Source organism: Kitasatospora sp. NBC_01560 (assembly GCF_045208415.1).
Lineage (GTDB): Bacteria > Actinomycetota > Actinomycetes > Streptomycetales > Streptomycetaceae > Kitasatospora.
Genome location: NZ_CP109364.1, coordinates 5126565 through 5148460 on the forward strand (window position 1 = coordinate 5126565; position 21896 = coordinate 5148460).

Annotated in this window: 21 protein-coding genes; 15 read left to right on the forward strand and 6 right to left on the reverse strand. The window is 74.8% G+C overall.

The genetic code is table 11. The features are described 5' to 3' along the window. Window positions 1–7: 7 nt before the first annotated feature. Both OH807_RS22415 and OH807_RS22420 read left to right on the forward strand, forming a co-directional pair. Window positions 8–1501, forward strand: coding sequence for an MFS transporter (locus OH807_RS22415; protein ID WP_406211120.1), 1494 nt, complete (start codon window positions 8–10; stop codon window positions 1499–1501). A 245-nt stretch (window positions 1502–1746) separates the two neighbouring features. After that, window positions 1747–1959 carry a KTSC domain-containing protein gene (locus OH807_RS22420; protein WP_406201702.1) on the forward strand — a complete coding sequence of 71 codons (213 nt, stop codon included), beginning with the start codon at window positions 1747–1749 and terminating at the stop codon, window positions 1957–1959. A 70-nt stretch (window positions 1960–2029) separates the two neighbouring features. On the opposite strand, the gene OH807_RS22425 is transcribed toward OH807_RS22420, so the two are convergent. The 3 genes from OH807_RS22425 to OH807_RS22435 all read right to left on the reverse strand — a co-directional run bounded on the left by OH807_RS22425 (window position 2030) and on the right by OH807_RS22435 (window position 4715). Next, window positions 2030–2317: a DUF2087 domain-containing protein gene (locus tag OH807_RS22425; protein WP_406201704.1), complete on the reverse strand. Its 288-nt coding sequence runs from the start codon at window positions 2315–2317 to the stop codon at window positions 2030–2032. Between the two features lie 108 nt (window positions 2318–2425). Beyond that, window positions 2426–3016 carry an HhH-GPD-type base excision DNA repair protein gene (locus OH807_RS22430; protein WP_406201706.1) on the reverse strand — a complete coding sequence of 197 codons (591 nt, stop codon included), beginning with the start codon at window positions 3014–3016 and terminating at the stop codon, window positions 2426–2428. Window positions 3017–3326: 310 nt separating this feature from the next. Next, the gene (locus tag OH807_RS22435; RefSeq protein ID WP_406201709.1) at window positions 3327–4715 is read right to left on the reverse strand and encodes an MFS transporter; all 1389 of its coding nucleotides are present in this window, start codon (window positions 4713–4715) and stop codon (window positions 3327–3329) included. A 106-nt stretch (window positions 4716–4821) separates the two neighbouring features. Here OH807_RS22435 and OH807_RS22440 point away from each other — a divergent pair, with 106 nt between their 5' ends. The 4 genes from OH807_RS22440 (at window position 4822) to OH807_RS22455 (ending at window position 9844) form a co-directional block, all read left to right on the forward strand. Continuing rightward, window positions 4822–5421 carry a helix-turn-helix domain-containing protein gene (locus tag OH807_RS22440; protein ID WP_406201712.1) on the forward strand — a complete coding sequence of 200 codons (600 nt, stop codon included), beginning with the start codon at window positions 4822–4824 and terminating at the stop codon, window positions 5419–5421. A gap of 236 nt (window positions 5422–5657) precedes the next feature. Further along, window positions 5658–8312, forward strand: coding sequence for a germacradienol/geosmin synthase (locus tag OH807_RS22445; protein ID WP_406201714.1), 2655 nt, complete (start codon window positions 5658–5660; stop codon window positions 8310–8312). Window positions 8313–8499: 187 nt separating this feature from the next. Continuing rightward, a complete protein-coding gene (locus OH807_RS22450) occupies window positions 8500–9306 on the forward strand; it encodes a VOC family protein (RefSeq protein WP_406201717.1) in 807 nt (268 codons plus the stop codon). Window positions 9307–9355: 49 nt separating this feature from the next. Next, the gene (locus tag OH807_RS22455; RefSeq protein ID WP_406201720.1) at window positions 9356–9844 is read left to right on the forward strand and encodes a DinB family protein; all 489 of its coding nucleotides are present in this window, start codon (window positions 9356–9358) and stop codon (window positions 9842–9844) included. 57 nt (window positions 9845–9901) lie between these two features. On the opposite strand, the gene OH807_RS22460 is transcribed toward OH807_RS22455, so the two are convergent. After that, window positions 9902–10591, reverse strand: coding sequence for an ArsR/SmtB family transcription factor (locus OH807_RS22460; RefSeq protein ID WP_406201723.1), 690 nt, complete (start codon window positions 10589–10591; stop codon window positions 9902–9904). A gap of 65 nt (window positions 10592–10656) precedes the next feature. On the opposite strand from OH807_RS22460, the gene OH807_RS22465 reads away from it, so the two are divergent. The 4 genes from OH807_RS22465 (at window position 10657) to OH807_RS22480 (ending at window position 13944) form a co-directional block, all read left to right on the forward strand. Continuing rightward, the gene (locus OH807_RS22465) at window positions 10657–11592 is read left to right on the forward strand and encodes a hypothetical protein (protein WP_406201726.1); all 936 of its coding nucleotides are present in this window, start codon (window positions 10657–10659) and stop codon (window positions 11590–11592) included. Continuing rightward, the gene (locus OH807_RS22470) at window positions 11589–12386 is read left to right on the forward strand and encodes an isocitrate lyase/phosphoenolpyruvate mutase family protein (RefSeq protein WP_406201729.1); all 798 of its coding nucleotides are present in this window, start codon (window positions 11589–11591) and stop codon (window positions 12384–12386) included. The genes OH807_RS22465 and OH807_RS22470 overlap by 4 nt, the downstream gene beginning before the upstream one ends. A 98-nt stretch (window positions 12387–12484) precedes the next feature. Beyond that, a complete protein-coding gene (locus OH807_RS22475) occupies window positions 12485–12907 on the forward strand; it encodes a PadR family transcriptional regulator (RefSeq protein ID WP_406201732.1) in 423 nt (140 codons plus the stop codon). Next, on the forward strand, window positions 12904–13944 hold the full coding sequence (locus OH807_RS22480) for a hypothetical protein (RefSeq protein WP_406201734.1): 1041 nt from the start codon (window positions 12904–12906) through the stop codon (window positions 13942–13944). Before OH807_RS22475 ends, OH807_RS22480 begins: the two co-directional genes overlap by 4 nt. Before the next feature lie 137 nt (window positions 13945–14081). On the opposite strand, the gene OH807_RS22485 is transcribed toward OH807_RS22480, so the two are convergent. Both OH807_RS22485 and OH807_RS22490 read right to left on the reverse strand, forming a co-directional pair. Continuing rightward, window positions 14082–16382, reverse strand: coding sequence for an FtsX-like permease family protein (locus OH807_RS22485; protein WP_406201737.1), 2301 nt, complete (start codon window positions 16380–16382; stop codon window positions 14082–14084). Continuing rightward, complete coding sequence (locus tag OH807_RS22490; protein ID WP_406201740.1) at window positions 16379–17089, reverse strand: ABC transporter ATP-binding protein; 711 nt, start codon at window positions 17087–17089, stop codon at window positions 16379–16381. Before OH807_RS22490 ends, OH807_RS22485 begins: the two co-directional genes overlap by 4 nt. 137 nt (window positions 17090–17226) lie before the next feature. Here OH807_RS22490 and OH807_RS22495 point away from each other — a divergent pair, with 137 nt between their 5' ends. From OH807_RS22495 to OH807_RS22515, 5 genes are all read left to right on the forward strand, one after another. Beyond that, complete coding sequence (locus tag OH807_RS22495; RefSeq protein ID WP_406201744.1) at window positions 17227–18183, forward strand: sensor histidine kinase; 957 nt, start codon at window positions 17227–17229, stop codon at window positions 18181–18183. A 125-nt stretch (window positions 18184–18308) separates the two neighbouring features. Further along, window positions 18309–18950, forward strand: a complete 642-nt coding sequence (locus tag OH807_RS22500) for a response regulator (RefSeq protein ID WP_406211122.1) — start codon at window positions 18309–18311, stop codon at window positions 18948–18950. A 228-nt stretch (window positions 18951–19178) separates the two neighbouring features. Further along, the gene (locus OH807_RS22505; RefSeq protein ID WP_406201747.1) at window positions 19179–20105 is read left to right on the forward strand and encodes an NADP-dependent oxidoreductase; all 927 of its coding nucleotides are present in this window, start codon (window positions 19179–19181) and stop codon (window positions 20103–20105) included. A 184-nt stretch (window positions 20106–20289) separates the two neighbouring features. Then, window positions 20290–21234, forward strand: a complete 945-nt coding sequence (locus OH807_RS22510; RefSeq protein WP_406201749.1) for an AraC family transcriptional regulator — start codon at window positions 20290–20292, stop codon at window positions 21232–21234. A 128-nt stretch (window positions 21235–21362) separates the two neighbouring features. Further along, a complete protein-coding gene (locus OH807_RS22515; RefSeq protein ID WP_406201752.1) occupies window positions 21363–21836 on the forward strand; it encodes a DUF2871 domain-containing protein in 474 nt (157 codons plus the stop codon). Window positions 21837–21896: the final 60 nt, after the last annotated feature.

The following is a 21896-nucleotide window of genomic DNA, read 5'->3' on the forward strand; positions in this document are numbered from 1 at the left end:
GAACGTGATGGGTGCCGTGGATTCCGACCGGCGGAGGTGGATCGCGCTGGCGATCGTGATGACCGCCTCCTTCATGGACCTGGTGGACGTCACCATCGTGAACATCGCGATACCGAGCATCCAGGCGGACACCGGCGCCTCGTTCAGCGCCGTCCAGTGGGTGACCGGCGGCTACGCGCTGGCCTTCGCGATCGGGCTGATCACCGGCGGGCGGCTGGGCGACATCTACGGCCGCAAGCGGCTGTTCCTGCTCGGCATCGGCGGGTTCACCGTCGCCTCCGCGCTCTGCGGGCTGGCGGGCAGTGCCGAGATGCTGGTCGCGATGCGGGTGGTGCAGGGCGCGACGGCGGCGCTGATGGTGCCGCAGGTGCTGTCGATCATCCACGCGACCTTCCCGGCGGAGGAGCGCGGCAAGGTGTTCGGCATGTTCGGCGCGGTGGTCGGGCTGGGCGCCGTGTCCGGCCCGCTGATCGGCGCGCTGCTGACCGAGTGGGACCTCTTCGGCCTGGCCTGGCGGCCGATCTTCCTGATCAACCTGCCGGTGGGTGTGGCCGGGCTGCTGCTGGGCCGGGCGTTCATCGGTGAGTCGAAGGCCGAGAAGGCCCTGAAGCTGGACCTGGTGGGCGTGCTGCTGGCGAGCGTGGGCCTGCTGATGCTGATCTACCCGCTCACCCACGGCCGGGAGGCCGGGTGGCCGCTCTGGGGGTACCTCGCGATGGCCGGGAGCCTGCCGGTGTTCGCGCTGTTCGTCGCCTACGAGCGGATCAAGACGCGGCGGGACGGCTCGCCGCTGGTGGAGCTGTCGCTGTTCCGGGTGAAGAGCTTCGCGGCCGGCATCGGCGTGCAGCTGACCTTCGGCGTCGCCACCGGGATCTTCTTCCTGGTCTGGACGCTCTACATGCAGCTCGGGCTGGGCTGGAGCCCGCTGAAGGCCGGCACGACCGGCATCCCGTTCTCGCTGGCCGTCTCGACGGCGGCCGGGCTTTCGGTGCAGAAGCTGGTGCCGCGGTTCGGGCGCAAGGTGCTCCAGGCCGGTGCGCTGGTGATGGCGGCGGGCGTCCTGACGTACATCTGGGAGGCCGAGCACTACGGGACGGCCGTCAAGCCCTGGCAGATGGCGCTGCCGCTGGTGGTGATGGGCGTCGGGATGGGGCTGATCGTCGCGCCGATCACCGACGCCGTCCTGGCGGAGGTGCCGCGGGAGCACGCCGGTTCGGCGTCGGGGCTGATCAACACGGTGCAGCAGATGGGGAACGCGCTCGGGCTCGGGCTGGTGTCGGTGGCCTTCTTCGGGCAGATCGACGACGTGGTCGCGCCGGACGCGGTGGGGGCCGAGTTCAACGGGGCGTTCGTGCACGCGATGTGGTGGGTCGCCGGGGTGATGGTGCTGGTGTTCCTGCTGATGAGCGTGCTGCCGAAGCGGAAGGCGGCCCCGGCCGCGGCCTCGGATGCTGCCGCGGACGAGGTGGCACCCGAGGCACAGGAGCCGGTGCTGGTCTGAGGACCGCCCTGTCCGGCGAGGGCCCGGGTCGCGCGAGGCGCGGTCCGGGCCCTCGCGCGTGGGCACTGCCCTCGCGCACGCTGCCCTCGCGCACGCTGCCCTCGCGCACGCTGCCCTCGCGCACGCTGCCCTCGCGCACGCTGCCCTCGCGCACGCTGCCCTCGCGCACGCTGCCCTCGCGCACGCTGCCCTCGCGCACGCTGCCCTCGCGCGCGCCCTTCGCCCGTGCGCACACTGGAAGGGCGATGAAGCGGCGGACGGTGGACTCGTCGGCGCTGCGCTCGGTCGGGTACGACGCGGCGCTGCGCGTACTGGAGCTGGAGTTCACCGGCGGGCGCGTCTACGCGTACGAGGCCGTGCCCGGGCGGGTGCACCGGGAGCTGATGGCGGCGGAGAGCCACGGGCGGTACTTCGTCCGGGAGGTCCGGGGGCGGTACGCGTACCGGCGGTTGGCCTGAGCCCCGGGGTGTCCTGCCCGGCGGCAGTGCTGCGGGCGGGCGGCCGCGGGCCGGGCGGTCCGGTGGGTGGTCAGGCGGCGCGGTGGTAGCTGCTGCCGTCCCTGGGCCGGGTGAGGTGGCCCCCCTCGACCAGGAACCGGCGCAGTGCGGGGTAGTCGTCGTGGACCGTCCGCAGCACGTCGTTGACCTCGTGCTCGCTGTAGGTGCGGCCCGGTTCGAAGAGGGTGTCGGCGAGGTGGGTGAGCAGCTGCTCGCGGCGGGCCGCCCGGCGGGGGATCGTGGGCAGACGGCCCTCGGCGGAGAAGAGCGCGAGGACGCCGGGGGCGGTGGACACGCTGTGGGCGGTGGCATCGGTCATCCGTCGAGGATCGCCCGGCGGTGGGCGGCCGGGCAACCCGGTTTCGGCGGCCGGGGCGGCCGGGCCCGGCACTGCTCGCGAGTGCCGGGCACAGGCGCCGGAGGCTGCTCAGACCTTCGCCTTGGCCTCCTTCGCGGCGCGCTTCACCTCCTGCTTGTGCGCGCGGACCTTCTCCAGCGACTCGGGGCCGGTGATGTCCGCGACCGAGCGGTAGGCGCCCTCCTCGCCGTACGCGCCCGCGGCCTCGCGCCAGCCCTCCGGCTGCACGCCGTACTGCTTGCCGAGCAGGGCGAGGAAGATCTGCGACTTCTGCTTCCCGAACCCCGGCAGGGCGTTGAGGCGGGAGAGCAGTTCCTTGCCGGTCGCGACGTTGCGCCAGAGCGCGGACGCGTCGCCGTCGTACTGCGCCACCAGGAACTGGCAGAGCTGCTGCACCCGTTTGGCCATCGCCGCCGGGTAGCGGTGCACGGCCGGCTTCTCGGAGAGCAGTGCGACGAACTCCTCCGGGTTGTGGACGGCGATCTCGTGGGCGTCCAGGTCGTCGCGGCCGAGCCGCTGCGCGATGGTCAGCGGTCCGCCGAACGCCCATTCCATGGGCACCTGCTGGTCGAGCAGCATGCCGACGAGTGCGGCGAGCGCGCTGCGCCCGAGCAGTTCGTCGGCCTCGGGCTGCTGCGCGAGCCGGACGGTGACGTTCATGGGCAAGCCCTCCTCTGAGTTGGAGAATCGGGTCGCCGCCCAGTCTGCTGGACGGGGGATGCGGGAGCGGCCGTCAACACGCCAGGGGGTGGTGATTCCTTGGGGCGGCTGGTTGGTTCGTCGGCGTAGCTCCCTGTTCGATCGCGCCGGGGGTACTGATGTGTCGTCAAGTGGTCTCGGATTTACCCTCCTTGCGGATGTTTTCTGCCGAAATGCGACAGTTTCTTCCAGTTCGGCCGCAGCTGCATCAATCCGCCCGGGGCTCAGCCACCTTGGGGCGCCGGGCGGGTGGGCCCCGCGCCCCCGGAGGTCAGGTGCGGGCCGGGCGTGCGGCGCGCGCCACCAGGAAGAGGCCGAACCCGCACAGCGCCACCAGCAGCCACCCGGGCCGGGACGCGGCGGCGAGGCCGCCGGGGCCGGCGCCCGCGACCAGACCGCCGGCGACGGCGATGCCGACCGCCGAGCCGACCTGGCGGGCGGTGGAGGTGATCGCCCCGGCCACGCCGGCGCGCGACGGCGGCAGGCCGCCCACCGCGGTGTTGGTGATCGGCGCGTTGGCGAAGCCGAAGCCGATCCCGATCAGCAGCAGCGCCAGGAGCAGGAGCCGGACGTCGGTGTCCGGGCCGAGGCGCACCAGGCAGAGCCCGCCGGTGGCGATGAAGCCGCCCGCGACGTACAGCGGGCGGCGCGGCCCGAGGCGCGCCACCAGGGTGCCGGACCACGGCGCGCACAGCGTCGCGCCGAGGGCCATCGGCAGGGTGGCGAGCCCGGACGCGAGCGGTGTCCAGCCGCGGGCGTGCTGGAGGTGGAAGGTGGTGAGCAGGAGCGTGACGTTCAGTGCGACGAACACCGCCACCGCGCCCAGCACCGCGGAGGCGAAGGCCGGCCGGCGGAACAGCCCGAGGTCCACCAGCGGCTCGGCCCGGTGCCGTTCGACCCGGACGAACCCGCCCGCCGCGCCGGCCAGCACGGCGTACGCGAGGAGTGCCGGGGGCGAGACCCAGCCGATCCGCGGCCCCTCGATGAGGAGGCCGACCGCCACGGCCAGGGTCAGGGCGAGGAGCACCTGGCCGGGGAGGTCGAGCCGCCGGGCGCGCTCCCCGCGGGACTCCGGCACGAACACCGCCACCAGGGCGAGTGCGCCGAGGACGACCGGCACGTTGATCCAGAACACCGAGCGCCAGCCGAGCGCCGAGATCAGCCACCCGCCCGTCACCGGGCCCGCCGCCATGCTGAGCCCGAACACCGACGCCCAGACCCCGATCGCCCGGGCCCGCTCCCGCGGGTCGGGCATCGTGTTCACCACGATCGCCAGGGCGACCGGGCTCAGCATCGAGGCGCCCACCCCCTGGACGGCGCGGGCCGCCACGAGCAGCCCGAGCGTCGGCGCGGCGGCGCAGGCCAGCGACGCGGCGCCGAACACGGCCAGCCCGCACTGGAAGACCCGGCGCCGGCCGTAGCGGTCCGCGAGTGCGCCGGAGGCGATCAGCAGGCCGGCCAGCACGACGGTGTAGGCGTCCACCACCCACTCCAGGCCGCGGACACCCGCCCCGAGCCCCTGGCCGATCCGGGGCAGGCCGACGTTGACGATCGTGGTGTCCAGGCCGACGAGGAACATGCTCAACGCGCAGACGGCCAGCACCGTCCAGCGCCGTCGGGCGTCCAGGGCCGGTGGGGGAGCGGGGAGGGTCGTGGTCACGGGGCCGCCTTCGGTCCGGGGTGGTCGGGTGGCCCATGCTCGGGCCGGGTGCCGCCGCCGGCCCAGCGAACTTGCGAAGACTGCAAGATGGACCCATGGACGCGACATGGACGTGAAGGCGAACGAGGACGACGGGCTCGGGGCGATCCTCGACGGCATCGGGCCGCGGCTGCGGGCCCTGCGGCGCGACCGCGGGCTCACGCTGGACGCCCTCGCGGAGGAGACCGGGATCTCCGTCTCCACGCTGTCGCGCCTGGAGTCCGGCAAGCGGCGCCCGACCCTGGAGCTGCTCATCCCGCTCGCGCGGACGCACCGCGTCGCGCTCGACCAGCTGGTGGCGGCCCCGGCCACCGGTGATCCGCGCGTCCACCTGGCGCCGCAGCACCGGGAGGGCGGGAGTGTCCTGGTGCCCCTGACGCAGTACCCGGGCCGGGTGCAGGTCTTCAAGCAGGTGCTCGCGTACCGCGAACCGAAGCTCGTCCAGCACGCCGGCTACGAATGGCTGTACGTGCTCGCCGGGCGGCTCCGGCTGGTCCTCGGTGAGCGGGAGTTCACCCTCCGGCCGGGCGAGGTGGCCGAGTTCGACACCGCCGAGCCGCACTGGTTCGGCCCCGCGGACCGGAACGCCGTCGAGATCCTGCACCTCTTCGGCCCGCACGGCGACCAGGCGGTCGTCCGCACCGGCCCGTCGGTGCCGCCGGGCTGAGGGACGGTGCGGGCGCCTCCGGCAGCGGGGGTGCTCGTACGGGTGATCCAGTGGCGCGCGCGGAATGCGTCGTGCGTTCGAGTCAATGGGCTTATTTCATATGACTGTTCCTGTTGTCCGGTGCCGGGTGCCGGCGAGGGGTAATGCTGAGCCGACCGGGTGGCGGGTGGCGCAGGACCGAGACCCGCCCCGTTGCGCCGGTCGGCCTCCTCGACGCGTCCAGAAAGGCTCGCCCGGTGACTCAGCCGTTCGAACTGCCGTCCTTCTACGTGCCGCACCCGGCACGCCTCAACCCCCATCTGGAGGAGGCCCGGACCCACTCCACCGCGTGGGCGCGGGAGATGGGGATGCTGGAGGGCTCGGGCATCTGGGACCAGGCCGATCTGGAGGCGCACGACTACGGCCTGCTCTGCGCCTACACCCACCCGGACGCGCCCGCCGAGGCGCTGTCCCTGGTCACCGACTGGTACGTGTGGGTCTTCTTCTTCGACGACCACTTCCTGGAGATCTACAAGCGCACCAACGACCGTGAGGGCGGCAAGGCCTACCTGGACCGGCTGCCGCTGTTCATGCCCGCCGATCCGTCCACCCCGATGCCGGAGCCGACCAATCCGGTCGAGGCGGGGCTGGCCGACCTCTGGCGGCGGACCGTCCCGGCGATGGGCGAGGACTGGCGGATCCGGTTCGCCGAGAGCACCCGGAACCTCCTCAACGAGTCGCTCTGGGAGCTCGCCAACATCAACGCGGGCCGGATCGCCAACCCGGTCGAGTACATCGAGATGCGCCGCAAGGTGGGCGGCGCGCCCTGGTCCGCCGGGCTGATCGAGTACGCGGCCAACGCCGAGGTGCCGCAGGAGGTTTCGGGTTCGCGGCCGCTTCGGGTGCTGATGGACGCCTTCTCGGACGGCGTGCACCTGCGCAACGACATCTTCTCGTACCAGCGGGAGGTCGAGGACGAGGGCGAGCTGAGCAACGGCATCCTCGTCCTGGAGACCTTCCTCGACTGCACGACGCAGGAGGCCGCGGAGGCCGTCAACGACCTGCTCACCTCGCGGCTCCAGCAGTTCGAGAACACCGTCTTCACCGAACTCCCGCCGCTGTTCGCCGAGACCGGGCTCGACCCGGTGGGCTGCGCCAAGGTGATGGCGTACGTGAAGGGGCTGCAGGACTGGCAGTCGGGCGGCCACGAGTGGCACATGCGCTCCAGCCGGTACATGAACGGCGGCGGCGCGGCGGCGGAGTCGGACGCGGGCAACTGGTGGGACCCGTACGCGATCGGCGGCATCGGGACGTCGGCGCTGGACGTGCTCCGGGGCGGTGTCGGCCGCGAACTGGCCGGTGGTCTGTCGGAGTTGGGTTCGCTGAGCGGTGTCGGAGAGTTCGCCGCCGCGGTCGGCGGCAAGCCCGGCTCCCCCGGTGGCATCGACCCGGCGGTGCGGCGGTCGCGCTCGCACAGCCACCGGCCGTTCCAGCCCGTCGGCCCGTCCCGACTGCCGGAGTTCAAGCTCCCGTTCAGCGTCGAGCTGAGCCCCCACCTGGAGGCCTCGCGGCGCAACAACGTCACCTGGGCGGCCCGGATGGGCATGCTGGAGGCGCAGCCGGGCGTGCCGGGCTCGGACGTCTGGACGGCGGAGAAGGTCGCCGACTACGACTTCGCACTCTGCTCGGCCGGCATCCACCCGGACGCCACCGCCGACCAACTCGACCTCACCTCGGACTGGTTGGCCTGGGGCACCTACGGGGACGACTACTACCCGAGGGTTTTCGGGCGGACGAGGGACCTCGCCGGCGCGAAGCTGCTGACCGCGCGGTTCTCCGAGTTCATGCCCGTCGACGGCGAGCCCGTGCCGGTGGCGGTCAACGCGCTGGAACGCGGTCTGGCCGACCTCTGGCAGCGGACCGCCGGGCCGATGGCCCCCGACGCCCGGCGGAAGTTCCGGACGGCCGTCGAGTCCATGGTCGAGAGCTGGGTGTGGGAGCTCCACAACCAGGCACAGCACCGGATCCCCGACCCGGTCGACTACATCGAGATGCGCCGCCGGACCTTCGGCTCCGACCTCACCATGAGCCTCTGCCGGCTCGCCCACGGGCAGGCCGTCCCGCCGGAGATCTACGAGAGCGGGCCGATGCGCTCGCTGGAGAACGCGGCCGCCGACTACGCGTGCATGATGAACGACCTCTTCTCGTACCAGAAGGAGATCGAGTACGAGGGCGAGGTGCACAACGCCGTCCTGGTGGTGCAGAACTTCTTCAACTGCGACTACCCGGCGGCCGTCCGGATCGTCGACGACCTGATGCACTCGCGGGTGAGCCAGTTCCAGCACGTCGCGCAGAACGAGTTCCCGGTGCTGTACGACGACTTCGGGCTGGACCCGGAGGGCCGGGCGATGCTGGACGGCTACGTCAAGGAGCTGGAGAACTGGCTCGCGGGGATCCTGATCTGGCACCGGGACTGCAAGCGGTACGGCGAGGAGGACCTGAAGCGGCACTTCGGGTGGCAGGAGTTCTCGGTGGGGAGCGCGGGGGCCGTGCCGTCCCCGGGGGCTTCGGAGCCCTCGGGGGTCTCGGTGGAGTCGGTGGTTCCGGAGGTGGCGGAGGTCCCGGTGGGAGCCGTGCCGACGGCCTCGTTCGGGCCGTCCGGGTTGGGGACGTCCGCGGTGCGGCTCGCGGTGGCGGTGGCCCCGGTGGCCGCGGTGGCGGGCGCGGCGGAGGAGGCGCGCCGGCCGGCGGCGGTGCCGTCCGGGCCGAGCGGCTTCGGGACGGTGGGCGCGCGGGCGCCGTTCGCGGCGGCGGCTCCGGCGGCTCCGGCGGCTCCGGCGGCTCCGGCTGCCCCGGCGCTCCCGGTGGTTCCGGCGATTCCGGTGGCGGGGAGCGTGCCGGTGGCCGGCTGACGCCCTGCGGCTCCGCGACGGCCCGCCGGTGGGTGCACCGGCGGGCCGTCGGCGTGCCCCGGGCCGTTCGGCGCCCGGGGAGCGCGGGTGGGCACGGGCGTGGGTACGGGCCGGCTCGGGGCGCGGGCGGGTGCGGTACTGGCTAGGGTGGCAAATCGGGGCAAACCACTACCGGAGAGGGCAGATCATGGCCGCGCTACCCGAAGGCACACCCTGTTGGGCCGACGCGATGTTCACCGACCTGGAGGGCGCGAAGGCGTTCTACGGGGACGTGCTCGGCTGGACCTTCGGCGAGAGCTCGTCGGAGTTCGGGAACTACACGCAGGCGTACTCGGACGGCAAGGCGGTGGCCGCCGTGGTGCCCCCGATGCCCGGCCAGGAGGGCGAGCAGCCGCGCTCCGCCTGGTGCCTCTACCTCGCCTCGCCGGACGCCGCCGCCACCGCCGAACGCATCCGCGCCAACGGCGGCGAGGTGCTGATGGGGCCGATGGCGGTCGGGGACTTCGGGACGATGGTGATCGCCAAGGACCCGGGCGGGGTCCCGTTCGGGGTCTGGCAGGCCGGGGTGCACGAGGGCTTCGAGAAGCAGGGCGCGCCCGGCGCGTACACCTGGTCCGAGGTGCTCACCCGCGAGCCCGAGAAGGCGGACGCGTTCTTCCCGGCCGTCTTCCCGTATGCCACCAAGAAGATGCAGTCGGAGCAGGTCGACTACAAGATCTTCCAGCTGGGGGGCGAGCCCGTCCTCGGCCGGATGAAGGTCGGCCCCGGCGACCTGCCGCCCGAGGCGCCCTCCTACGTGAGCGTGTACTTCGCGGTGAACGACTGCGACGCGACCGCCGCCCGGATCACCGAGCGCGGCGGGCAGCTGTACTTCGGCCCGATGGACAGCCCGTTCGGCCGGTTCGCGGCCGTCGGTGACCCGCAGGGTGCCGCCTTCGGCATCATCGACATCGCCGCGACGGCCGGGGACATGCCCGTGCTGACGGACTCCTGATGAGCGGCGCACCGGACCACGGAGCCGCGCGGAGCCGGGGGCGGGCGCGATGAGCGGCGAGCGCACCGACCTGCTGGAGACGCTGGCCAAGCACCGCGGCTTCCTGCGGTACACCGTCCGCGACCTCACCGACGAACAGGCCGCCCGGCGCACCACGGCCAGCGCACTCTGCCTCGGCGGGCTGATCAAGCACGTCACCGGCACCGAGGCGCGCTGGATGCTGTTCGCCACCGGCGGCGCGGAGGCGATGGAGAGCGAACCGGTCGACTGGGAGGGGCAGTTCCGGATGGTGGACGGCGAGACGCTGGCCGGGCTGCTCGCCGCGTACGAGCGGGTGGCGCGCGAGACCGACGAGCTGGTCTCCACGCTGCCCGATCTCGGCCTCACCCACCCGCTGCCGCAGGCGCCGTGGTTCGAGCCGGGCGCGAGCTGGTCGGTGCGGCGGGTGCTGCTGCACGTCATCGCGGAGACCGCGCAGCACGCCGGGCACGCCGACATCCTCCGGGAGTCGCTGGACGGGGCGAGGACGATGGGGTGAGGTGCGAGCCGGGGTGAGGTGCGCACTGGGCCGAGGTGCGCGGTGGGGCGGGCCCGGTCAGGCCGTTTCCACGCCGAGCAGCTCGCGCAGCGCCCGGTCGCCGTCCGCCGTCACCCGCAGGGCCCGGCCGGAGCCGATCCGCTCCACCCAGGCCCGCTCCAGCGCCGTCCGGCAGAGCACGGCACCGAGCGTCCCGCCCAGATGGGTGCGGCGCTCGGTCCAGTCGAGGCAGCTGCGGACCAGCGGCCGGCCGCTCCGCCCTGCGCCGGCCGGCAGCCCGATGCCCTCGCCCGCCAGCCATTCCCGGCCGCGCTCGGTGACGGCGAGCCCGGCGTCGTCCGTCACCAGGCCGCGGGCCAGCACGGCGTCGGTGACGGCCACGCCGAGGCGGCCGGCCAGGTGGTCGTAGCAGGTCCGGGCACGGGCCTCGGCGCTCAGCCGGGTGGACTCGCGCAGGGTGCGGGGCGCCGCGGCGGGGCCGGTGGCCCCGGCGAAGGCGGTGAGGTCCTCGATCAGCGTCGCGGCCGGCGCCCCGGCCAGCCGGACGTACCGGTGCCGCCCCTGCCGCTCCTCGGCCAGCAGGCCACCGGCGATCAGCCGGGACAGGTGCTCGCTCGCGGTGGACGGCGCGACGCCGGCGTGCCGGGCCAGCTCCCCGGCGGTCCAGGCCCGGCCGTCCAGCAGGGCCGTGCAGAAGGCGGCGCGGGTCGGGTCGGCGAGCAGTCCGGCGAGCTGGGCGAGCGACATGCCTCCATGGTGCCCCGGGCACGGTTCGGCCGGGGCCGAAACGTCCCGGGCCCAGCATGTCGGTCATGAGCACTGTTGCCGAAGAGGCCGCCACCGTGGTGTTCGGCCGCTACGAGGACGTCGCGGCCGCCCTGGCCCACCCCGATCTGGTCCCGCTGCCCGCCGCCGCCGGAGCGGTCGGCGGTGTCGCCGGGCTGCGGGCGGCCGTCGCCCGGTTCAGTGCGGGGGAGGCGCACCGCGCGCGCCGGGCCCTCGTCGAGGCGGACCTCGCGGGGCTCGACCCCGCCGCCCTGCGGGCGTCCGCCGCGGCCGGGGTGGAGCCGGACGCCCGGCTGCGCGTCGTCCGCGCCCTCGCGCAGGGCCTCGGGCTGGCGGAGCCGGACGCCGTCGCGCGGGCCGTCGCCGTGGTGGCGCGGGCGTACTTCACCGGGACGCCGCAGGACGCGGAGGCCGATGCGGCGGTGGACTGGCTGCTCCCGCGGATGGGCGTGGCCGACGGCCCGGCGGAGCACGCCGCCAACCGGATCGGGCTGCTCGTCCAGGCCTGCGACGCCACCGCCGCCCTGGTCGCGCACGCCCGCCGGGCGGGCGGGGAGGAAGCGGCCGGGGGAGCGGCCGGGGCCTCGCCGGACGTGGCGGACGTGGCGGACGTGCTCGACCGGACGCTGCATCAGGACCCGCCGGTCGCGGTGATGCGGCGGGTGGCCGTGCACGACGCGGTGGTGGGCGGGACCGCGGTGGCGGCCGGTACGCAGGTCCTGCTCGACATCGCGGCCGCCCAGCAGGCCGCCCCGGGCCGGCCGCCACTCACCTTCGGGGCCCCGCCGCGGCTCTGCCCGGGGCGTACGCACGCGCTCGCCCTCGCCGCCGGCATCCTGTCGGCCCCGGCCACCGGGCCGGTCGGCGGGTCGGCCGTCGGGCCGGTGGCCCCGGTTGCGGTCGGGCCGGTGCCGCCGGCTGCCGCCGCGTCGGCGACCCGGACGGAGGAGGGCGCCGCGTGACTCCGTTCGCCGCACTCCACCACCGGCCCGGTGCGCCGCTGCTGCTCCCGAACGCCTGGGACCACGCCTCCGCCGCCGCCCTCGCCGAGCAGGGCTTCGCCGCGATCGGCACCACCAGCCTCGGCGTGGCCGCGGCCGCCGGCCTGCCCGACGGCACTGCCGCCACCCGCCGGGAGACCGTTCGGCTCGCCCGCCGGCTGGCCCGCGGGCGATTCCTGCTCTCCGTCGACGTCGAGGCCGGGTTCTCCGAGGATCCGTCCGAAGTAGCCGATCTGGCCGTCGAGTTGGCCGAGATCGGGGTGGCCGGGATCAACCTGGAGGACGGCCGCGCCGACGACACCCTGGCGCCCGTGGCCGGGCACGCCGCCAAGGTGACGGCGGTGAAGGCGGCCGCTCCCGGGCTCTTCGTCAACGCCCGCACCGACACGTACTGGCTCGGCCTCGCCGATCCGGGCCCGGAGACCGCCCGCCGCCTGGCGGCCTATCAGGACGCCGGTGCGGACGGGGTGTTCGTCCCCGGGCTCGCTGAACCGGCGGCGATCGAGGTGCTGGCGGGGCGGTGCGCGGTGCCGCTCAACGTGCTGTACAGCCCGGCGGGCCCGCCGCCGGCCCGGCTGGCGGAGCTCGGGGTCTCCCGGATCAGCCTCGGCTCGCTGCTCTACCGGGCGGCGCTGGCGGCCGCCGTGCAGACGGCGGTGGCCGTCCGGGACGGCCGGCCCGGGCCGGTGGCCGGCGCGGTGCCCGGGTACGCGGCGGTCGCGGGGCTGCACCGGGACGGCGCGGAGGGGCCGTAGCGGGCGGCGGAGGAGCGGTGGCGGCCGTGGCGGGCGGCCGCTCCGGACTCGATAGCTAAGTCATCGACATATGTTCAGCATTGACCTATGCTCTCGCCATGGCTAACCGTCAACTACAGGAGCCGACCAGGCTCGTGCTCACCGCGCTGGCCGACGCCCCGCGGCACGGCTACGCGATCGTCCAGGAAGTGCTGGCCATCTCCGGCGGCCGCACCAAGCTGCTCACCGGCACCCTCTACACGGCCCTGGACCGCCTGCTCCAGCAGGGGCTGATCCGGATCGACCAGGAGGAGGTCGTGGCCGGCCGGCTGCGGCGCACCTTCGCCCTGACCGAGGACGGCCGGGGAGCGCTGGCCGAGGAGACGGAACGCCTGCGCGCCGGAGTGGTCGAGGCCGAGCGCCGGCTCGCGCTCGGCGGGCTCCGACCCGCGGCCGACGGCCGGGCAGGCCGTCGGGCGGCCCGCCCGGGCGGCCCCCGGATCGGCCTGGCGCGGATCGGCCTGACCGGGGGTGCCGCGTGAGCACCGCCCTGTCCGCCACGTCCCCGGCTGCCACGTCCTCGTCCGCCACGGCACTGCCCACCAGGCTGCTGCTCGGCCTCTACCCGGCCACCTACCGGGCCTCGCACGGAGCCGAGATCGCGGCCGTGTTCGCCGAGTCCGTCGAGGGCGCCGACCGCCGGACCGTCCGTCGCGAGTGGGCCGCGCTGGCCGCCCACGCCCTGCGGTTGCGCACCGGGCTCAGCTCCCGCGACCGGGCGGGCCGGATCGCCGCCGGCGCCGCGCCGTACCTGCTGGCCGGCGGTGCCGCACTGAGCGCCGTCCACCTGCTGCTCGGGCTGGTGCTGGGGCAGCCCTTCGGCGCCGAGGCCCACCACCCCGCCGTGACGGCCGTGGTGGGCGCGGCACAGACCCTGCCGTGGGTCCTCGCGCTGGTCTTCGCCGTCCTCGGCCGCTGGAGGCAGGCCCGCCTGCTGGTCCTGCTCGGCATGGTGCTGCGGACGGCGGCCGCCGCGGCCGTCTTCGTGCTGCCGTACGCGACCTTCTACCAGTACTACTTCCTGTACCCACTCTGGCTTTTGCTCGGCGCGGTGCTGCTGGCCGCGCCGCCGGACGCCGTCGACCTGTCGCCGCGGGCCCGCACCGGCACGGCGGCTGCCGCACTGGCCGTGGCGGTGCCGATGACCGCGGTCGTCGCCCTCTGGCCGTGGCGCGAGGCGGGCGACTACTCGGAGCCGGTGTTCTCGGCGCAGACGCAGAACGTGCTCGACGCGCTCACCGCCTGGCCCGCGGTCGTGATGAGCCTTGCCTTCCTCGTCCACTTCGGCGCCCGGCGGCCCGACCGGCTGCGCGCCGCCGGAGCCGCCCTGGCCACGCTGCCCTGGATGGTCATGCTGCCGGCGCCGCTGTACCTGCGGCCGCCGCTCGGCGTCGACGCGGTGCGCAACCTGGCCGTGGTGGGCGCGCTGCTCGCCCTCTGCACCGTCGTCGCCGTCCTGCGGCGGGCGTTCGTCCGGGCGGTGCCGATCCCGGTGGCGGACGAGGCCGAACCGGTCTGATCCCGGCGGGTCCCGATCAACGGCGGTCCGGTCGCGGGTGCGACCGGACCGCCGCTGCCGTGCGCCGGCCCGGCCACGGCAGCGACCGGACCGACGACGCCCACGCTTCGCCGGCCGGGTGCCCGCGCACGGCCGGGCTACTCGTTGTGCAGCACTTCGGCGATGGTCGTCCGCGCCGCCGACCGGGCCGGCAGCAGTGCGCCGAGGACGGCGATCAGCACGCCCGCCAGCGCCAACGCGGCCAGCTGCGGCCCGTGGTAGACGTCCTTCATCGCCGGGGGGAAGGCGATGAAACCGACGTGGTCCACCAGCAGCCGGTGCGCGCCGATCCCGAGCGGGAGGCCGATCAGCCCGGCGACCAGCCCCGGGCCGGCCACCGAGGTCAGCGTCATCAGCACCACCTGGCGCGGTGTCATCCCGATCGACTTCAGCATGCCGAGGTCCCGCCGGCGCTCCCGGGTGTTCAGCAGCACGGTGTTGAAGACGCCCAGCGCGGCGACGGCCGACAGCAGCGCGGTGAACACCGAGGAGAAGCCGACCACGGTGGTGGTGGCGGCGTTGCCGGGCGCGTTCGGCGTCGGGTGCAGGCCCGGGTCGATCGCGGCGATCGCGGCGAGGGCGGCGGTGCGGTCGGCACCGGGCCGCAACCGGACGAGGTACCCCGAGACCTCGGCCCCCGGGGCGAGGGCCTGCCTGGTCTCCCAGTTGGTGTCCATCGCCTGGGCGTTGCCCTCCACCAGCAGGCCGACGAAGGTGACCGGCAGCTGCCGGCCGTCCAGGGCGAGCGTGGTCCGGTCGCCGAGCTCGAAGCCGTGCTGCTTCAGGAAGGCGGGCCCCGCCGCCATCTCGCCGGGCCCGGTCGGCCGGTGCCCGTCCACGACCTGCTCGGCGTCGCCCAGGGTGTCCCCGCGGTAGAAGTTGACGAACGCGGTGCCCGCGCCGCCCACGCCGACCTTGGTGAACGCCCGGGCGGTCACGGCGGCCACACCGGGCAGTGCCCGCAGCCGCTGCTCGGTCTCGTGGGCGGGCAGTGTCGGCATGGTCAGCCCGTTGCCGGGCGTGCCCACCTGCGCCTGGATCTCGGCGCCGCCCGCGTGCCCGTCCCTGCCGTACGCGAGCATGGTGCTGGTCAGGCCGGTGGCCAGGGTCACCGTCGTGACGCCGAGCGTGACGGCCGCCATCGTCATCAGGGCGCGGCCCGGGCGGGTGAACGGCTGGCCCAGGCCCAGGCTCAGCGCACGCGGCAGCCGGGAGCCGCTGAGCCGGCGCTGCACCCGCAGGCCGCGTCCGGTGCGCGGCGCGCTGCCGGCGGCGATCGCCCGGGCCGCGGACAGCCGGTGCGCGCGCAGCGCGGGGACGAGTGCGGCGAGGAGGACGAGCGCCGGCAGGCCGAGCAGGCAGACCAGCGGCAGCCACGGGCCGGTGTCGAGGGAGGCGGTGCCGGTGTCGATCCCGGTGAAGGCGACCTTCAGGATCAGCGGGGCGAGCAGCGAGCCGGTCAGCGTGCCGAGCACCGCACCGGTGACCGCCGGGACGGAGACCATCGCCAGGTAGACCGCGACCACCTGGTTCGGGGTGTAGCCGAGGGCCTTGAGGATCCCGATGTGGCGGTACCCGGAGACGACGGCGCCGCTGACCACGTTGCCGACGATCAGCACCGAGACCAGCACACCGAGCACACCGAAGAGCGTCATGAACGGCAGGTAGCCGTCGGCCTGGGCGGAGAACGCCTGCTTGAGCGCGAGGGAGGAGTGCGAGTCGGTCAGCGCGCCCTCCGGCAGGCCCGCGGTGGCCTCGTCGAGGGCGGCCTGCTGCCGCTCCGCCGTCGGCGGCGCCCGGAACCGGTAGAGCATCTGGAGCACGGTGGGGTGCAGTTCGGCCACCTGCGAAGGAGTCACCCAGGCGTTCGCCGACTTGCTCATGCTGGTGGCGAAGCCCACCACGGTGAGCGCCGGGAGGCCCGGGACCTCCAGCCGCTCGCCCAGCATGCGGGAGTCCGGGGTGCCGCCGCCCGGCGAGTTCACCACGATCTCGCCGGGGCCGGCCGCCCAGCGGCCGGTGAGCATCTCGATCCGGTCCACCGGCCCGGTCGGGGCGGGGCGGCCCACCACGGTGAGCATGCCCGGCGCCATCCAGAGCCAGTCGGTGGGCACGGCCACCGCGGCCTGGCCGAAGGGCCCGGCGGCGGACTCGACGCCGGGCCGGTGGGCGGTCTGCGCGAGCTGGTCCGCCGACACCCGCGCGGCGTCGAAGGACACCACCGCATGGGCGCCGCGCTGCTTCGCGAACGCCCGGTCGAAGGGCGCCGAGGCGACGCTGAGCAGGGACAGCGCGAGCAGCACCGTCACCGAGGCGCAGAGGACGACCAGCCCGATCACGAAGGTCTGCACCCGGCGGCGCTTCACCGCGGCGCGCGAGGCACTCCACACCGCGCTCATGCCAGCGGCTCCAGTGCACTCTCGCGGGCCACCCGGCCGTCCGCGACCTCGACCAGCCGGCCGGCGCACCGGGTGGCCAGCTGCGGGTCGTGGGTGACGATCAGCAGGGTCTGGCCGATCTGGTTGAGGTCGATCAGCAGGTCCATCACCTGCTCGCCCGAGCGGCTGTCCAGGGCGCCGGTCGGCTCGTCGGCCAGCAGCAGTGCCGGCCGGTTCATCAACGCCCTGGCCACGGCGACCCGTTGGCGCTCGCCGCCGCTGAGCGCGGCCGGGTAGGTGTCCTTGCGGCCCGCGACGCCCAGCTCGTCGAGGAGTTCGAGCGCGCGGCGGCGGGCCTGCTTCGCGGAGGTGCCGGTCAGCTGGGCGGCCAGCGCGACGTTGTCCAGGGCCGGCAGGTCGTCGATCAGGTTGAAGAACTGGAAGATCATGCCGATGTGCCGGCGGCGGAACACGGCGAGCCCGGTCTCGCTCAGCCCGCCGAGGTCCTCGCCGTTGACCCGGACGGTGCCCGAGGTCGGGCGGTCCAGGCCGGCGATCAGGTTGAGCAGGGTGGACTTGCCGCAGCCGGACGGGCCCATCACCGCGACCGCCTCACCGGCCCGGATCTCCAGGTCCAGCCCGTCCAGTGCCTTCGTGTCCCCGTACTCCTTGTGCACGCCGTCCAGTTGGACGACGACCTGCCGCGAGCGGTCGTGATCAGTGGTCATGCTCCGAATCTAGGAGCGCGGGGGCGTCGGGTCGTCCCCCGCCGGATGCAACTCCGAGGGCGGGTCATCCCAGGGATGTACGCTGGGCGGTCCCGGGGGACGAGGTGGCATCCGCGGCGGGGTGCGATGCTGACGGCATGGGGGAATCGGGAGCGGGCTGGCTGGTCGCCGCCCTGGTCGTGGCGGTCGCCGCGGCCGGGCTGCTGGCCGCTGCCCTCGTCCGGACCGGGCGCCGGCACCGCGCGGCCACGGAGGAGCGCGGCTGGCTGCTGGAGCGGGAGCGGGAGAGCGCGGCCGACGCGGCCGTCGGCGCCGAACGGGCCAGGATCGCGGCCGAGTTGCACGACATCGTCAGCCACAACGTGAGCCTCATGGTCGTCCAGGCCGGCGCGGCCCGCGAGGTGCTGACCACCATGCCCGACGAGGCGGCTGCCGCGATGGCCGCCGTCGAGGCCGCCGGGCGGCACGCGATGACCGAACTGCGTCACCTGCTCGGCCTGTTGGCGCCGGCACAGAACGGCGAGGACGAGCCGTACGGCCAGAGCGCCGACCTCGCCCCGCAGCCCAGCCTGAGCAGGCTGGGCGGCCTGGTCGACCGGATCTCCTTCGCCGGCCTCCCGGTCGAGGTGCGGATCTCCGGCGAGCCGCGACCGCTGCCGGCCGGGATCGACGTCACGGCGTACCGGATCATCCAGGAGGCACTGACCAATGCACTCAAACACGGGGACGGGGCGCAGGCCGAGGTGAGCGTGCGGTACACGGAACGCCTGCTGCGGATCGAGGTGGTGAACAGCGGGCCGAGCGTGCTCCTCGAACGGGGCGGCAGCGGCAGCGGCGGCGGCCCGGCGGCCGAGGGGACGGGCGTCGGCACGGCGGGCGCGGGCGCGGGCGTGGGCGCGGCGGGCGTCGGCAGCGCGGCGACGCGGCTGCGGACGGCGGAGGCGGGCCGCGGGACGCGGCAGGCCGACGGGGCCGGCCGCGGGCTGATCGGCCTGCGCGAGCGGCTCGCCGTCTACGGCGGCGACCTCGACGCCCGGCGCCGGCTCGGTGGCGGCTACCGCGTCCGCGCCCGGATCCCCCTGGACCGTCCGTGACGGCCGCCGCGGGCCCCGCCCGGGCCGCCGCGCCGGAGGATACGGCCACGCCTGCCCGGCCGGCCGAGCCGGCGCCGCGCGTGGTGATCGCCGACGACCAGGAGCTGGTCCGCACCGGCTTCCGGATGATCCTGACCGCCCGCGGCATCGACGTGATCGGCGAGGCCGCCGACGGCGCCGAGGCCGTCGAACTGGTCGGCCGGCTGCGCCCGGACGTCGTCCTGCTGGACGTCCGGATGCCCGGCATGGACGGCCTGGAGGCCGCCCGCCGGATCCTCGCGCAGGCCCCCGGCTGCCGGGTGATCATGCTGACCACCTTCGACCTCGACCACTACGTCTACGCGGCCCTGGCCGCCGGTGCCAGCGGTTTCCTGCTCAAGGACGTCACCGCGGCCCATCTGGCCGCCGCGGTCAGGCTGGTGGACACCGGGGACGCCCTGCTCGCCCCGTCGATCACCCGCCGGCTGGTCGAGCGCTTCGTCCCGGCCGCAGGCGCCGCCCCGGCCGGCAGCGACGACCGGGCCGCCGCGGCCCCGGCCGTCCACCGGGACCTCAGCCCGCTGACCCCGCGCGAGCTGGAGGTGCTGACGCTCATGGGCCGCGGCCTCTCCAACGCCGAACTGGCACAGGAGTTGACGGTGAGCGAGGCCACCGTGAAGACCCACGTGGCGAGGATCTTCGCCAAGCTCTCGCTGCGGGACCGGGCGCAGGCCGTCGTTCTCGCCTACGAGACGGCTCTGGTACTGCCGGGCGGGCCCGGCCGCTGAGCGGTCCGGCCGTCGGGGCCGCCCCGCCCGGCCGCCCCGCCCGGCCGCCGAGCCTGCGCCGTCCGCACCGTCGGCCCGCCTGAACCGGCCGAGACGCTCGGGCGGCGAGACGATGGGACATCTTCCGGAGACTGGAGGATATTCATCGGCTCGCCCGGCCTCCCTAGAGTCGAGGACATCAGGAGCCGGGCCGGCAGCGGGCTGGCCGAGCCGGAAGGAAGAACTCCCATGCGCGCAGTCATCCAGAAGTCCTTCGGCGGCCCCGAGGTCCTCGAAACGGTCGAGACCGGCCGCCCTACCCCGCTCGGTGGCGAGGTGCTCGTCCGGGTGCACGCCAGCGGCGTCAACCCGGTGGACCTGGCGGTCCGTTCGGGCTCCTACCCGCTGCTCGGTGAGCCGCCGTACGGGGTCGGCTGGGACATCTCCGGGGTGGTCGAGGCGGTTGGTCCCGGTGCCAGGTTCAGGCCCGGTGACGAAGTGTTCGGGATGCCGTTCTTCCCCCGCGCCGCCACCGGTTACGCCGACTACGTCGCCGTGCCGTCCCGGCAGGTGGCCCGCAAGCCCGCCACGCTCGACCACGTGGAGGCCGCCGCCGTGCCGCTGGCCGCCCTCACGGCCTGGCAGGGCCTGGTCGACGCCGCCCGGCTGGGCGAGGGGCAGCGGGTGCTGATCCACCGGGCGGCGGGCGGCGTCGGCCACTTCGCGGTGCAGATCGCGAAGGCCCGCGGCGCCCACGTGATCGCCCTCGCGAGCGAGCCCAAGCACGCGTTCCTGCGCGGTCTCGGCGCCGACGAGGTGATCGACTACCGGACCACCGACTACACCGAGGTGGTGCGTGACGTCGACGTCGTCTTCGACTCCTCCTCCGACGGCACCCGCGCGCTGTCGGTGCTCCGGCCGGGCGGCACCCTGGTCAGCATCATGGAGCACTGGAACCAGGAGCTCGCCGCCGAGGTCGAGGCGGCCGGCCGGCACTTCGCGGGTGTCTCGGTGGAGCCCGACTACGCGTCGCTGGAGGCGATCGCGGCCCTGGTCGACGCCGGCCGGATCCGCCCGCACATCGCCGCGACGTTCCCGCTCGACGAGGCCGGCAAGGCCCACGAGCTGCTCGGCGCGGGCCGGGTGCAGGGCAAGGTCGTCCTCACCGTCGCCTGAGCGGTGTTGCTCGACGGCGCTGCTGCGACGGCGGGGCGGCGCGGCGGGGGTGCAGGGCGGCCGCGGACCGGTCCGGACGGGGGTCTGACCGGTCCGCGGGCACCTTGGACGAGGTGGGTGGGTCAGCGGCCGGCCGGGGCCGAACCCTAGGGTGGGGGCTCCGAGCGGCGAACGGGGGAAGACGTTGGACATCCTGACCGAGGCACTGGGGTCGATGCGCACCGGCCACCCGACCTCCGTCCGCACCGAGGGCCGCGCCCCCTGGGGCCTGCGCCTCCCCCCGGTCGCCGGCGCCGGCTTCCACGTCGTGCTGCACGGCACCTGCTGGCTGATCCCGCAGGAGAGCACGGCGGGCGAGGGTGCGATCGCGCTGAGCCCCGGGGACGTCGTCTTCCTGCGCGACGGCCGCGGCCACATCCTGGCCGACCACCCCAGCACCCCGGCCGTGCCGGAACGGCCCGACCAGTACCGCGCGAGCACGCCGATCGGCACGGTCACCCTCGGCGGGGACGGCCCCCGGACGAGCCTGCTCTGCGGCAACTACCACCTCGACCAGGGCCGTCCGCACCCGCTGGTCCGCCAACTGCCCGAGGTCATCCACCTCTCCACCGGGCAGGGCCGGCACCCCGAACTGACCGCGGCCGTCCAGCTCCTCGGCGCCGAACTGGAGCACCCGCGGCTCGGCTCGACCGGCATCGTGCCGGCGCTGATCGACTCGCTGCTCCTCTACATCCTGCGCGCCTGGTTCGAGGACCAGCCCGCCGCGGCCGCGGTCGGCTGGGCCGCCGCCCTCGGGGACGGCGCCGTCGCACCCGCCCTGGCGGCGATCCACGAGGCCCCCTCGGCGGCGTGGACCGTCGAGTCGCTGGCCGGCCGGGTCGGCCTCTCCCGGGCCGCCTTCGCCCGCCGCTTCAGCGCCCTCGTCGGTGAGCCGCCGATGGCCTACCTGACCCGCTGGCGCCTCACCACCGCGGCCCGGCTGCTGCGCGAGTCCGAGGCCCCGCTCACCACCATCGCCGCCCGCGCCGGCTACGGCTCCGAGTACGCCTTCGCCAAGGCGTTCAAGCGCGAGTACGGCCAGGCCCCCGGTGGGTACCGCCGCGGGACGCGCGAGGGCCGGGCGGCCTGAACCGGCAGTTCCGCGGCAGGCCGACGGTTCGTCAGCATCGTGAAGTGATCTGTTCCACAAGGTCGTTCACCCCCTACGGTGGTCCCCGGCGGCCGCCCGGCCGCCGCGACGACGGGGAGCGAACGAAGATGCGCAGGTCGTACTACGCGGCACACGTCTACATGATCCTGGGTGTGCTCTCCGGGCTCTACTACCGGGAGCTCACCAAGGCCAACGACTTCCACGGCGAGACCCAGCTCGCCGTGGTGCACACCCACCTGCTCGCCCTGGGGATGCTCGGCTTCCTCATCGTCCTCGCGCTGGACAAGCAGTTCGGGCTCTCGGGTTCGAGACAGTTCACCTGGTTCCACTGGTGCTACAACGCGGGCCTGTCGATCACCGTCCTGGCCATGCTCGTCCGCGGCACCCTGACCGTCCTCGGCCGCAGCGTCCCCGAGGCCTTCTCCGGGATCGCCGGCCTCGGCCACATCGTGCTCACGGTCGGCCTCATCCTCCTGTTCGTCCGGCTCGGCGCCTGCCTGAACGCCGAGCGGACGTCGCAGCCGCAGCCGCAGCCGCAGCCGGGCCCGGAGCCGGAGCCGGGGGCTCGGACCCGTCCGTAGCGGTCCGCCTGCTCGGCGCACGGCCCGTGCGGCCCCGCCCGCGGAGGGCCGGGCCGCCGG

What these genes read in the sequence shown, in the direction of transcription:
- OH807_RS22415 (WP_406211120.1), top strand. Translation starts at nt 8, where the DNA reads ATGGGTGCCGTGGATTCCGACCGGCGGAGGTGGATCGCGCTGGCGATC.
- OH807_RS22420 (WP_406201702.1), top strand. Translation starts at nt 1,747, where the DNA reads ATGAAGCGGCGGACGGTGGACTCGTCGGCGCTGCGCTCGGTCGGGTAC.
- OH807_RS22425 (WP_406201704.1), bottom strand. Translation starts at nt 2,317, where the DNA reads ATGACCGATGCCACCGCCCACAGCGTGTCCACCGCCCCCGGCGTCCTC.
- OH807_RS22430 (WP_406201706.1), bottom strand. Translation starts at nt 3,016, where the DNA reads ATGAACGTCACCGTCCGGCTCGCGCAGCAGCCCGAGGCCGACGAACTG.
- OH807_RS22440 (WP_406201712.1), top strand. Translation starts at nt 4,822, where the DNA reads ATGGACGTGAAGGCGAACGAGGACGACGGGCTCGGGGCGATCCTCGAC.
- OH807_RS22450 (WP_406201717.1), top strand. Translation starts at nt 8,500, where the DNA reads ATGGCCGCGCTACCCGAAGGCACACCCTGTTGGGCCGACGCGATGTTC.
- OH807_RS22455 (WP_406201720.1), top strand. Translation starts at nt 9,356, where the DNA reads ATGAGCGGCGAGCGCACCGACCTGCTGGAGACGCTGGCCAAGCACCGC.
- OH807_RS22460 (WP_406201723.1), bottom strand. Translation starts at nt 10,591, where the DNA reads ATGTCGCTCGCCCAGCTCGCCGGACTGCTCGCCGACCCGACCCGCGCC.
- OH807_RS22465 (WP_406201726.1), top strand. Translation starts at nt 10,657, where the DNA reads ATGAGCACTGTTGCCGAAGAGGCCGCCACCGTGGTGTTCGGCCGCTAC.
- OH807_RS22475 (WP_406201732.1), top strand. Translation starts at nt 12,485, where the DNA reads ATGGCTAACCGTCAACTACAGGAGCCGACCAGGCTCGTGCTCACCGCG.
- OH807_RS22485 (WP_406201737.1), bottom strand. Translation starts at nt 16,382, where the DNA reads ATGAGCGCGGTGTGGAGTGCCTCGCGCGCCGCGGTGAAGCGCCGCCGG.
- OH807_RS22490 (WP_406201740.1), bottom strand. Translation starts at nt 17,089, where the DNA reads ATGACCACTGATCACGACCGCTCGCGGCAGGTCGTCGTCCAACTGGAC.
- OH807_RS22495 (WP_406201744.1), top strand. Translation starts at nt 17,227, where the DNA reads ATGGGGGAATCGGGAGCGGGCTGGCTGGTCGCCGCCCTGGTCGTGGCG.
- OH807_RS22500 (WP_406211122.1), top strand. Translation starts at nt 18,309, where the DNA reads ATGATCCTGACCGCCCGCGGCATCGACGTGATCGGCGAGGCCGCCGAC.
- OH807_RS22505 (WP_406201747.1), top strand. Translation starts at nt 19,179, where the DNA reads ATGCGCGCAGTCATCCAGAAGTCCTTCGGCGGCCCCGAGGTCCTCGAA.
- OH807_RS22515 (WP_406201752.1), top strand. Translation starts at nt 21,363, where the DNA reads ATGCGCAGGTCGTACTACGCGGCACACGTCTACATGATCCTGGGTGTG.